General features: G+C 46.5%; 12 protein-coding genes. 5 read left to right on the forward strand and 7 right to left on the reverse strand.

Going from position 1 to position 12,078, the window contains the following annotated elements:
* Positions 1 to 55: 55 nt before the first annotated feature.
* Positions 56 to 634 carry a hypothetical protein gene (locus QZX97_RS15350; RefSeq protein ID WP_295652759.1) on the reverse strand — a complete coding sequence of 193 codons (579 nt, stop codon included), beginning with the start codon at positions 632 to 634 and terminating at the stop codon, positions 56 to 58.
* Positions 635 to 696: 62 nt separating this feature from the next.
* On the opposite strand from QZX97_RS15350, the gene QZX97_RS15355 reads away from it, so the two are divergent.
* Entirely contained in the window at positions 697 to 1,575 is an 879-nt protein-coding gene (locus QZX97_RS15355; protein ID WP_295652762.1) for a transglutaminase-like domain-containing protein, read from the forward strand.
* A 4-nt stretch (positions 1,576 to 1,579) separates the two neighbouring features.
* On the opposite strand, the gene QZX97_RS15360 is transcribed toward QZX97_RS15355, so the two are convergent.
* The 3 genes from QZX97_RS15360 to QZX97_RS15370 all read right to left on the reverse strand — a co-directional run bounded on the left by QZX97_RS15360 (position 1,580) and on the right by QZX97_RS15370 (position 3,993).
* Positions 1,580 to 2,206 (reverse strand): TMEM175 family protein, encoded by a 627-nt coding sequence (locus tag QZX97_RS15360; protein ID WP_295652764.1) that lies wholly within the window; start codon positions 2,204 to 2,206, stop codon positions 1,580 to 1,582.
* Positions 2,207 to 2,218: 12 nt separating this feature from the next.
* A protein-coding gene (gene prfB / locus QZX97_RS15365) for a peptide chain release factor 2 (RefSeq protein WP_295652767.1) occupies positions 2,219 to 3,311 on the reverse strand; the annotation gives its coding sequence in 2 pieces (ribosomal slippage) (positions 2,219 to 3,250 and positions 3,252 to 3,311; 1,092 coding nt in all).
* 241 nt (positions 3,312 to 3,552) lie between these two features.
* The gene (locus tag QZX97_RS15370) at positions 3,553 to 3,993 is read right to left on the reverse strand and encodes a hypothetical protein (protein ID WP_295652770.1); all 441 of its coding nucleotides are present in this window, start codon (positions 3,991 to 3,993) and stop codon (positions 3,553 to 3,555) included.
* A gap of 263 nt (positions 3,994 to 4,256) precedes the next feature.
* Between QZX97_RS15370 and pgi the strand changes: the two genes are divergently transcribed.
* Positions 4,257 to 5,903 (forward strand): glucose-6-phosphate isomerase, encoded by a 1,647-nt coding sequence (pgi, locus tag QZX97_RS15375; RefSeq protein ID WP_295652773.1) that lies wholly within the window; start codon positions 4,257 to 4,259, stop codon positions 5,901 to 5,903.
* 139 nt (positions 5,904 to 6,042) lie between these two features.
* Positions 6,043 to 6,765, forward strand: a complete 723-nt coding sequence (locus QZX97_RS15380) for an SDR family NAD(P)-dependent oxidoreductase (protein WP_295652776.1) — start codon at positions 6,043 to 6,045, stop codon at positions 6,763 to 6,765.
* Between the two features lie 20 nt (positions 6,766 to 6,785).
* Here the strand turns inward: QZX97_RS15380 and QZX97_RS15385 are convergent, their stop codons facing one another.
* From QZX97_RS15385 to QZX97_RS15395, 3 genes are all read right to left on the reverse strand, one after another.
* Positions 6,786 to 7,169 carry a type II toxin-antitoxin system VapC family toxin gene (locus tag QZX97_RS15385; protein ID WP_295652778.1) on the reverse strand — a complete coding sequence of 128 codons (384 nt, stop codon included), beginning with the start codon at positions 7,167 to 7,169 and terminating at the stop codon, positions 6,786 to 6,788.
* On the reverse strand, positions 7,156 to 7,380 hold the full coding sequence (locus QZX97_RS15390) for a hypothetical protein (protein WP_295652781.1): 225 nt from the start codon (positions 7,378 to 7,380) through the stop codon (positions 7,156 to 7,158). The genes QZX97_RS15385 and QZX97_RS15390 overlap by 14 nt, the downstream gene beginning before the upstream one ends.
* An 87-nt stretch (positions 7,381 to 7,467) precedes the next feature.
* Positions 7,468 to 9,123 (reverse strand): glutamine--tRNA ligase/YqeY domain fusion protein, encoded by a 1,656-nt coding sequence (locus QZX97_RS15395; RefSeq protein ID WP_295652784.1) that lies wholly within the window; start codon positions 9,121 to 9,123, stop codon positions 7,468 to 7,470.
* Between the two features lie 413 nt (positions 9,124 to 9,536).
* On the opposite strand from QZX97_RS15395, the gene QZX97_RS15400 reads away from it, so the two are divergent.
* A complete protein-coding gene (locus tag QZX97_RS15400; protein WP_295652787.1) occupies positions 9,537 to 11,066 on the forward strand; it encodes a hypothetical protein in 1,530 nt (509 codons plus the stop codon).
* Positions 11,067 to 11,154: 88 nt separating this feature from the next.
* Positions 11,155 to 11,688 (forward strand): CHAP domain-containing protein, encoded by a 534-nt coding sequence (locus tag QZX97_RS15405; protein ID WP_295652790.1) that lies wholly within the window; start codon positions 11,155 to 11,157, stop codon positions 11,686 to 11,688.
* The last annotated feature ends 390 nt before the right edge of the window (positions 11,689 to 12,078 follow it).

Consider the following 12,078-nt stretch of genomic DNA (forward strand, 5'->3'; position numbering starts at 1 on the left):
AAAACAAGCGGATTAGGAATTTGCACATACGCACATTTACTCATTTGCATATTTATTAAAAACGCAGCTTAAAATGTTCTTTCACCTGGCCCGGGCGGTTAAAGGCGAGGCCAATCCAAAACAGGTCGATAGAGACGGTTGTATTGGGGTTGGCTTTGAGCAATTGCCAGGTTATGTTAGCGGCGGCATCGATATGGATATTGGTGAGGATGATGACGGTGTTTGGCTGCAGGGTTTCGGCGTGGATAACGACGCTATGGGCATCCCACACAAAACAAGGAGGGGCGCCCGGTGGGTTGGGTGTTTGGTCGCAGTTGATGAGCCGGGCTTTTGGCGCAGCGAGTTGCAGGTATTGGACGGTAACGTTGTTGACGTTGGTTGCTATGCCGAGGTTAGCCGGTTGGAGGAATTGAACCAAGCGGTACAGCAATTGGTTAACCCTGAGGCTATTTTTGCGGTTGCCATCGGCAGGTAAAATTTTAGTGATGTTTTTAAGGTTGGCGTAGGCTTTTTTTGGAGAGCGGTCGTAAATAACTTCGTCTAACAGCTTGTAAACGAACGGCGAATGCAGGCCGTGCCGGTTTTTTGAGGTGAAGCGGTGCAATAGGTAAGGAAAGGCCAGGCGCAGTTTCATCGCAGCAAAAGTAGTTAAAGCTTGCAATAATTGATAAAGCTTGGTATTTTAGTATAATTACAATGATGGACCCCAAGGAAATAACATCGCTGATACGCTTGCTTGACGACCCTGACGCCGAGATATTTGGCCATGTGCACGATAAGCTGATATCGTATGGTACGGATGTGATAGAATATCTGGAAAATGCCTTTGGCGAAGCCTTTGATGCCATACAGCAGGAACGTATTGCCAACCTGGTGCACGAGATACAATTTGGTACCCTTAAAAAGGAATTAGAGCTTTGGTACCATAGCGGCGCGTTCGATTTGTTGCATGGCGCGCTTATCATCAACAAATACCAATACCCGGATTTGGACGACCAGAAGATTGTGAACTATCTCGAATCGATAAAGCGCGACATCTGGCTGCAGATGATGTATGAGGCCAGCCCCAGCGACCAGGTGAAGCTTATTAACCATATATTTTACAACATCTATGGTTTTAACGGCAATACCACCAACCATCAGGACCCGCAAAACAGTTACCTGAGCCAGGTTATCGAAACGCATAAAGGCAACCAGGTGTCGCTGGCCATTATCTACTCCATCATTGCTCAAAAACTTGATATCCCCATTTACGGTGTTAACCTGCCCCAGTATTTTATACTGGCTTATGTCGATGAATCGCGCCGCAGCGAAATAGATAACGGGGTGCTGTTTTATATCAATCCTTTTAACAAGGGCCTGGTATTTGGAAAAAGGGATGTTGACCAGTTTTTAAAGCAGTTGAACCTAACGCCGGATATTAACTATTATGAGCCCTGCTCTAATGTGGAAATCATTAAACGGGTATTGCGCAACCTCATCAGTTCGTACGATAAATTGGGTTCGATGGAAAAAGTAGCCGAACTGAACGAGTTGCTGGATATACTGCAGCGCGATTTGAACAGGCAGGGATAGCTTATTAGTGTTCTTCGTGCACTACTTTGCGTTCGATGCGCCTGTCGGGTATAAACCAGATGCAGGCCACAACAATGTAGAGCGAAAAACCCACCCAGGAGCAAAAGAAGGATACCGCTATGGCTACTGAATAAATCACCAACGATAACTTGCCTTTGCGGTCGTCGCCGATGGCTTTGGCCAGTAAGGAGTCTTTGCCATGATGCCTGATAAGGGCGAATACCAATATGCTGTACGCGATAGCGTTCATGATGAGTACGCAGCCATATACTACTACCGGCCATTTGGTAAAGTGGCTTTGGCCCATCCATTCGGTTACAAAGGGGATGACGGATAACCAAAACAACAGGTGCAGGTTGGCCCAAAGGATGGTTCCGTTTACCGATTTAACCACCTGCATGGTATGGTGGTGATTGTTCCAGTAAATGCCTACGTACACAAAGCTGAGCAGGTATGTTAAAAATATGGGCCACAAGGAAACGAGGTCGGCCAGGGTATCGGTTTTGGGTACGTGCAGCTCCAACACCATAATGGTGATGATGATGGCGATAACACCGTCGCTAAAAGCTTCCAAGCGGCCTTTGTTCATATTGGCTAAATATACAGTATTGCCGGCAAGCGGCAAAAGCATGCGTTCTTTAGTTTATTTTGTGGTACTGCCAAACTCCATCAGGAAAGCTTTCAAGAACTCGTCAAGGTCGCCGTCCAACACAGCCTGCGCGTTTGAGGTTTCGTAATTGGTGCGGATGTCTTTTACCAGTTTATACGGGTGCAGTACATAGTTACGTATTTGCGAACCCCATTCTATCTTCTTTTTGTTGCCTTCAATCTCGTTGGTTATCTCCATGCGCTTGCGCATTTCAATCTCGTACAATTGGGATTTCAATAAACGGATGGCGTTCTCCTTGTTTTGTAATTGTGAGCGCGATTCCTGGTTTTTGATGATGATGCCCGATGGCTTATGGTGCAAACGCACGGCGGTTTCCACCTTGTTCACGTTTTGCCCACCAGCGCCTCCCGAGCGGAAGGTATCAAACTCGATATCGGCAGGGTTAACGTATATCTCGATGGTATCGTCAACCAGCGGGTACACGTATACCGACGCGAATGAGGTATGCCTTTTGGCATTGGCATCAAACGGCGATATGCGCACTAAGCGGTGCACCCCGTTTTCGCCTTTTAGGTAGCCGTAGCTAAAGTCGCCATCAAATTGCAGGGTAACTGTTTTTACGCCCGCCACATCGCCTTCCTGGAAATCCTGTTCGGTAATTTTATAGCCATGCTTTTGCGACCACATTACGTACATGCGCATCAGCATGCTGGCCCAGTCGCAGCTTTCGGTGCCACCGGCCCCGGCAGTTATTTGTATAACGGCGCTCAGTTGGTCCTCTTCGGCCGAAAGCATGTTTTTAAACTCCAGGTCTTCGGTAATTTTTAGGGCATGGTCGTACTGCTCGTCCATTTCTTCGGCAGTAGCATCGCCGCTTTGGTAAAACTCAAAGGTAACCTCGGTATCCTCCACAACGGTTTCCAATTGTTGGTAGGCGTCGGTCCACTGTTTTTTGTTTTTGATGGATGCCAGTACTTTTTCGGCGCTTTTGGGGTTGTCCCAAAAGTCGGGTGCCATGGTTATGGCTTCTTCGGTGTGTAATTCGTCAAGCTTCTTGTCGATGTCAAAGATGCCTCCTCAGGGAAACTGTTCTATCCCTTAAATCCTGCAATTGCTCTTTAGTCATGTGGCAAACATAGTAAAAAATGAGGAAATGTGCGAATTAGCAAATGTGCGGATGAGGAAATGTGCGAATGCGCTGATGAGTAAATGTTGATGTGAAAATTTAAATTTTGGCGCGTAACGACCTTTTTTTTAAACAGAGGATCAAAAAGCGGAAATCCGTCTGTTAACTTTATTAAAAAAATATGGCCCATCGGTTTTTACACCGACAGGCCACTATATCATTTAGCAATTTTACTTGTTCTTTACGATGCCAGCATCATGCCGTTTACCAAGCCGCTCAGGTCGGTACGGTTGCCGGTAAGTTGCGAGAACATCGTGCCGAGGTTAAACTCTTTTATTTTCTCGTTTTTGCTTTGTTGTACCAATTGTATCATTACCGCCGGTATCAGTTCTTCGGCGAATTTATATGACACGTTAGGTGTAAGGTCGTAGTATTTGTTGAGGCGATTGGCAAACTTGTTTACCATGCTGTTCACTAAAGGGTTGTTGTAAATTCCTTTTAGTTGGAAGAAGGCAACCAAGTCTTTTAAACGGCCACTTTCGATATTGCTTTTCATCACATCGATAATGGTACTTGATGCCTCTGTTACAATCGATTCGAAGTTTTTTTCTGCGATCTTTGGATTGTTGATAACCGCTTTTTCTGCGTTATCTTTAATGAGTTGGAACAATTTTTCAAACATTGCTAATGAGTTTAATATTAATTTACGAAAATGACGATAATCACTTGTTTTTATTATTGAATATTCAAAGATACTAAATAATTATTTTAATTATCAAAATTATTTTGACATTTTATTGTCAAAATCTTAATTCAAGTGGTGTAAAACTAACACTAAGGTAGGGGTGTTAAATAAACACTATCTTACCCATGTTTTTAAACTAATCTCAATTAATTTAGGGCGGCATTGTGCTTAATGCTAAATTTGGACAAACACTATCAATTATGTTGCCGAAAATCAATTTTACCCAAACCAAAGCTTATACCTACCTGTCCGACCACTTTGATAAAGTGTCGGAAATACATTTAAAAGATTTGTTTAAAAACGATAAAGCCCGTTTTAGCAAATTTTCGGTCCAATTTGAAGACATTTTAGTCGATTATTCAAAAAACCGCATCGACGAAGAAACACTCGCGCTTTTGGTACAGTGTGCCAAAGAATGTATGTTAAAAGAGGCAATAGCGGCCATGTTTTCGGGCGAGGTGATCAACATGACTGAAGGCCGCCCCGTACTGCATATCGCGTTACGCAACCAAAGCAATACACCTATTTATGTAGAAGGTAAAGATGTGATGCCTGATGTGAACGCGGTGCTTACTCACATGGAAGAGTTTTCGAACGCGGTCATCAGCGGTACATGGACGGGCTATACCGGCAAAGCCATTACCGATGTGATAAACATCGGCATCGGCGGCTCCGACCTTGGCCCCGTAATGGTTACCGAAGCCCTCAAGGCTTACAAAACGCGGTTGAACCTGCACTTTGTATCTAACGTGGACGGTACCCACATCGCTGAAGCATTGAAAAACCTAGACCCCGAGACCACCTTGTTCCTCATCGCATCCAAAACCTTTACCACGCAGGAGACCATGGCCAACGCCCACAGCGCCCGCGAATGGTTCCTGGCTGCCGGTGCAAAAGAAGCAGATATAGCCAAGCACTTTGCCGCCCTATCCACCAATGCCAAAGCGGTATCGGCATTCGGTATCGACACCAACAACATGTTCGGCTTTTGGGATTGGGTTGGCGGCCGTTACTCGCTATGGAGCGCCATTGGTTTGTCTATCTGCCTGAGCGTCGGTTTCGATAATTTTAAAGAACTGTTGGCCGGCGCGCATGCCATGGACAATCACTTTAAGGATACCGAGTTTGAACAGAACATACCGGTGATACTGGCGCTCAACGGCATTTGGTATAATAACTTTTTTGATGCCCAAACCCAGGCCATATTGCCGTACGACCAATATATGCACCGCTTTGCCGCCTACTTTCAGCAAGGCGATATGGAGAGCAACGGCAAACACGTTAACCGCAACGGCAATACGGTGGACTATTCAACCGGGCCCATCATTTGGGGCGAGCCGGGCACCAACGGGCAGCATGCTTTTTACCAACTGATACACCAGGGCACCAAACTCATCCCCTGCGACTTTATAGCACCCGCCCAAAGCCATAACCCGCTTGGTGAGCACCATACCTTGTTACTGTCAAACTTCTTCGCCCAAACCGAAGCCTTGATGAACGGCAAGACAGAAGATGAGGTAATCGTCGAACTAAAAGCCTCCGGCAAAACCGAGCACGAGATAGAAGAGATAGCCCCCTTCAAAGTATTTGAAGGCAACAGGCCCACCAACTCAATCCTGGTCAAGAAAATTACGCCACGCTCTTTAGGTTCGCTTATCGCGATTTACGAGCACAAGATATTTGTACAAGGCATTATGTGGAACATCTACAGTTTTGACCAATGGGGCGTTGAACTGGGCAAGCAACTGGCCGGCAAGATACTGCCCGAACTGCGCAACGATGCTGAAGTGACCAGCCATGATAGTTCGACCAATGGGTTGATCAATCAGTTTAAGGCCTGGAGGTAAGCCCCTCCTAAATCCTCCACGGTAGGGAGGACTTTGATTTATGAAAAGAAATAAACTGCCCCGTTAGGGGCTACCTGTTTGTAGAAACAATAACAAACCATTATTTGCTCCGTAGGAGCTACCCTTAACCATTTACAACATGCAACTATCCAACAATAAAATACTCATCACAGGCGGTGCCAGCGGCATTGGCCTGGGTTTAACAGAACGCTTTATAAAAGAAGGCAATACCGTTATCATTTGCGGCAGGCGCGAGTCGGTTTTAAAAGAGGTTGCCGATAAGCACGCCGGCATCATCATCAAAGTGTGCGACTTGTCTGTTGAAGCTGAGCGCGTGGCCCTGTTAAAATGGGTGGAAGCCGAGCACTCCGACCTGAACGTGTTGGTAAACAATGCCGGCATACAAAATTGGATGAACATTACCGATGCCGACTTTTTTGAGCGCGCCAAAACGGAGATTGCCACCAATATTGAAGCACCTATCCATTTGATATCCCTTTTTGTGGGGTTGCCGGCGCTTAAAACCATCATCAACGTAACTTCGGGCCTGTCGTTTGTGCCCTTTGCAAAAGTGCCCGTGTATTCAGCATCCAAGGCGTTTTTCCATTCGTATACGCATTCCATCCGCTACCTGTTGAAGGATAAAGGCATCGAGGTGATCGAATGTATTCCGCCAGCCCTCAATACCGACCTTGGCGGCAAGGGGCTACACGATAGCGCCCCGCCTGTAAGCGAATTTATTGCATCGATATTTGAACAATTGGCCGATGGCAAAAATGAACTGACCTTCGGCTTTAGCGAAGTAAGGGCCAAAGTTGGCGCCGAAGAATTAAGGGAAGTGTTTAACCGGTTGAACCCGTAGTAGAAAACACCTATCAATTATTATACAAGTGCAATACCCTGCACTTCCTTAAAATGTTTATCAGCGGTAAAAAGTGGTAGATCATGTTGAATTGATACTGCCGCTATCCAAATATCATTTTCAGGGATGGGTTTGCCTTTTGCATACAAGTCAGTCTTAATCTTTCCATAGCAATTCCCTGTTTCAGCGTCTACAGTCAGTAGCGTACAATTTACGAGAAATGCCTGCATTTCAGCAAGACGTTTGATTGGATTTGCGGAACGGTAAACACCAAAGTATAATTCGCCTGCAACTATCGAAGGAACAAATATCTCCGCAAATGAATCAAATCGTTTTTTGATAGAAGTATCTTTAAAAGAGTGGATAATGATACTGGTATCTAATAAACAACTACTTCCAGTCATCGGGATTTATTTGTTCGCAGCCTTCTTCTATAATGCGTTCAAACTCATTCACCTCTTCTAAAGTCATGGAATTTTCAATATCCATAAAACTTTTACGGGGTGATGTGTCCCTATTTTTTGCAAATACCAGTTCCAGTTCCGTTAATACAGAAGTATCTTCAACTTTTAATAGTTCTTCTATCAAATGTAGCTTTACAGCGCCAACATCCATATTACAAGTGCTTTAACTCAAAAATACAAAAACCTTATGACTTTTCAAAGTCCTCCCTACTGGGGAGGATTTAGGAGGGGCTGACAATTACTTCTTCACCCACCCATCCTTCAAAGTAACCGTGCGGTTAAATACCAAATTGTCGGCAGTCGAGGTTTTATCCAAACAGAAATACCCTTTGCGGATAAACTGATAGCCCTTGCCCGTTTCGGCTTTGGCCATATCAGGTTCGAGGTAGGCGGTAATTACTTTCAGGCTGTCGGGATTCAGATAGTCTTTAAAATCACCTTCTTCTTCGCTTGGGTCTTCCACTTTCAGCAGGCGGTCGTACAGGCGCACTTCGGCAGTAGCGGCATGCGGCACGCTCACCCAGTGGATGGTGCCCTTTACGTTAATCCCGCTGGTATCGTTACCCGATTTTGATTCGGGGATATAGGTACAATGTATTTCGGTGATATTACCCTCAGCATCTTTCACACAGCTTTCGCCTTTGATGATATAGGCATTCTTTAACCGCACCATTAAACCCGGCCCAAGGCGGAAGAACTTCTTCGGCGCTTCCTCCATAAAATCCTCGCGCTCTATCCACAGCTCGCGACTGAAAGGAATATCCCTGCCGCCTTCGCCACCCTCAACTTCCGGGTTGTTTTCGCCATGCAGTGTTTCTTCGGCACCTTCGGGATAGTTGGTGATGATAAGCTTCACCGGGTCCAACACGCCCATGCGGCGCCAGGCGGTTTTGTTCAGCTCCTCGCGGATGCAAAACTCCAGCAGGCTAAGGTCTATCATGTTTTCGCGTTTGGCTACACCGATGCGCTCGCAAAACTCACGGATGGAGCTCGGTGTATAACCACGGCGGCGGAAACCACTCAGCGTAGGCATACGGGGGTCGTCCCAACCATCAACATGGCCTTCGTTTACCAGTTGCAGCAGCTTGCGCTTGCTCATTACGGTATAGGTCATGTTTAAGCGCGCAAACTCGTATTGCTGCGATGGGAATATACCCAGTTTCTCGATAAACCACTCGTACATGGCACGGTGGGGCACAAACTCCAGTGTACAGATAGAATGTGTGATCTGCTCGATCGAATCGCTTTGCCCGTGCGCGAAATCGTACATGGGGTAGATGCACCACTTATCCCCGGTGCGGTGGTGGTGCGCATGTTTAATGCGGTACATGATGGGGTCGCGCATCAGCATATTTGGCGATGCCAAATCCACCTTGGCGCGCAATACTTTTGCACCATCGGGGTATTTGCCCGCTTTCATTTCGGCAAACAAAGCCAAATTCTCGTCAACAGTGCGACTGCGGTAAGCATTCGCCACACCCGGTTCGGTAGGTGTGCCCTTTTGGGATGCGATTTCTTCGGCGGTGCTGTCATCTACATAAGCCAGGCCTTTTTTTATCAGGTCGACGGCGAAGGCGTATATCTGGTCAAAATAATCCGACGCATACAGCTCCTGCGCCCATTCAAAACCTAACCAGCGCACATCGGCTTTAATGCTTTCCACATATTCGGTATCCTCGGTAACGGGATTGGTATCGTCGAAACGTAAATTGGTTTTGCCGTTGTATTTTTTGGCCAGTCCGAAATTTAAACAAATGGACTTGGCATGGCCTATATGCAAATACCCATTCGGCTCGGGCGGGAAACGGGTTAATACCCTGCCGCCGTTTTTTCCGTTACGGATATCCTCTTCAACTATCTCTTCTAAAAAATTTAACGATCGTTCCTCGCTCATAATAGCGCAAAGGTGCAAAATAATGTGCAAATGAGTAAATATGCGGATGTGCAAATTATGAGACTGCTGTAATTCAGCCCCGCGTCGTGCTGTCCGTTGCCCAACAGATAGACACCTCGCTTAAAGGTAGCCAGCGATATCAATGACCAATGCATAACAAGGGGGAAAAGCAGGAAAGATCCCACGCTTTTTAGTCCTTGTTCTTTGCTCCTTATTCCTTTTTTTTGTTCCATACAATATCCACATAATTTGCTACACCGAAAAAAAATACTTGGAAAAACTATGGCTGTATCGTGCCTGCGTTCATCCAAAGGAAAAAATTAACAATAAAATATTACTCAGTTTATTATCTATAATAAAAAAATATTTATATTGGATTGATTTTATATCTAAACCTTTTAACCTTAACCTATATGATAACTATTGGCCAAAAACCCGCGTTCAACTTTGTACAAACCGTATTTACGTTAAATATGTTCGCCAACCTGGTGAGCGACAAAGAAGCATCGGATGCGCAACTGCAAGCCGAACTGAGTACTATGCTCAATGCCCTGCTCACCAACGATAACGTACAAAACCTGATGGGCGTTTGGGAAGTGGTTTGGGGGCCGGTTGTTGGTTCGTACGGTACCGATGCCGACCCGAAAGACCCAACGAAACAAATTGTATCCAATGCTTTGTATGTAGCCTATAATGCCGTTAACAACCAATACGTCATCGCGACATCGGCTACCAACCCCATTTCAAAGTATGGCTGGTTTGTGGAGGATTTTGATGTGCGCACCATGGTGCCCTGGGCCGATGTGCTGCATCCCGACCTGAGCGCTGTTGAAGTTCCGGCCGATGCGCCAAGGGTATCGAACGGGACAAGCCTTGGCTTAAACCATTTGCTATCGCTTAACGGGAATGCGTTGAACGCAGCCGCGCCTTTAACTATAGTCGATTTTTTGAAGTCGAGGTTTTGGGACGAAAAGGATAAAGTAAAGCTGGTGGTAACCGGGCATAGCCTGGGCGGTGCCATGTCGGCGGTGTTGGCGCTGTATATAGATGAAATGCAAGCCGAATGGAACCCATCGGGCAGCGTTATCGTTACCGCCATGCCGACAGCAGGGGCTACGCCGGGCAACAAGGCGTTTTCTGAACACCACAGCAACCTGATGGGTACACGTACTATCCGTTTCTGGAACAGGTTGGACCCTGTACCGCATGGCTGGGAGCCCGATTTGGTGCAGCAGGTGCCTTACCTGTATTATCCCTTTTTAAAACCAGGGGTATTGTTCCAGGGGTTGGTGGCGCTTGTAGTTGAGCAAAGCCTGCAGGGCACCGCGCCTTATCCGCAAGGCGGGCTTTATACCCAGATTATGCCGCAGGTACAACCCCTGCCCGGGCAAATCAATATTGTGGATGCCGCCAACCCTTCCGCCGCCGCGGTATTGCAGCTCTTTGTGGATTTAGGTGCCGAAGACCTCCTCAAAAAACTGAACGTGAACAGCACTATAGCCGCGTTGATTGTTGATGCCATCAATATACTGCTGAAAGACTTTGCCAGCGAAGAAACCATTGACCAATTTATGGACAACCTGCGCGAAAAACTGGCGAGTTTGCCGGTGGACAAGCAATGGATAGAAAAACTCTTTGAAGCCCTTACCCTTATTGTGGGCGAATTGGAGAACGTGATGCTGTTTTTATACCAATTGGTATTTCAGCATGTAACCAGTTATGCCTACTTAATGGGCACTTCGGCTATGCACCCGTTGTCGCAATCTATTATCAATAGTTTGGTAACAAACAAAAAACTGAACGGCGGTTATACCAATATCATCGACAAGCAAAGCAACGCGCAACTTATTGTAGAAGAAATGACACCCGTTATTGGCAGTGCCATACTCAACTTGTTGACGCCCGACTTTTTAAAGAAAAACGGTTGGGACAAGTTGCTGTAACGGAAATATCCAAAACATTTTGTATATTGAACCTGTGCATTCCCCGGTGCATACTATTTGATTAACCCTAAAAACCTACAACAAAAAGATGACCATCGGAGACACCATTGCCCGGATAGCGCAGAGCTATAACGGCCAGGAAGAAATTCAGCCCAACCAGGGATTTAAAGACCCGGCCTACGCCGCCAAAATTGCCGCGACAGGTTGGGTTAAGCCCGACCCATGGTGCGCCGCCGCCGCCATTGTGGTGTGGACACAAGCTTACGCCGAAGTGAACCCTGCCCTCGGCCTAAAAGCCAAACACCTGTACTCGCTCAACAGCCAGCAGATGGCGCGTAACTTTCATGCCGACCCGGTTTGGCCCACCAGCACCACCGTGCCCATGGTAGGCTCCATTGTGGTATTTGGCGATGGCGACAGCACCACCACCGGCCATACCGGCGTTGTGGTTGCCGTTGACCCGGATGGCATAACATACTATACCGAAGAAGGCAATACCGTACCCGACGGCTTTAAAGGCGACCTGCGCGAAGGTTTTATTGTGGCCACGCATACGCACAAAGTTGGTATGCCGCACAGCGTTACCGGTTTAAACTTGATCAGGTTTGTGCACCCGATGTAGGGGCTGCAGTCGGACGTCAGAGGTCGGAAGTCTGATGTTGGATTTTTTGGATGGGAAGATTTACTGTGCACGTTGGGACGAAGAATAAAAAAGCCATTAAGTCATTTCAAAGGTCGGGAGGATTAGTCCCACGTTTGAGGCTTAACGGCTTTAGCTTTGGTAGTTATAGCTTACCCGCGAAAGGGCTGTTTAGGCCGTCGCAGAACTATAACTAACCTTGTTAATACAAAGATAGGGCTTAGTTTTCACAAATTTAAAGGTTATCGAATTACTGCGGATGCGGGAAGCTTACGATTAGACAGCCACGGCACGCGTGCGCCAGCACGGGGGTCATTGTCTTTTGGGCGATTTTTTAGATTTCGCCAAATAGGAATTTAAGAGCGAATCTGG

The sequence above is a fragment of the uncultured Mucilaginibacter sp. genome, from assembly GCF_903893715.1.
In the GTDB taxonomy this organism is placed as follows: domain Bacteria; phylum Bacteroidota; class Bacteroidia; order Sphingobacteriales; family Sphingobacteriaceae; genus Mucilaginibacter.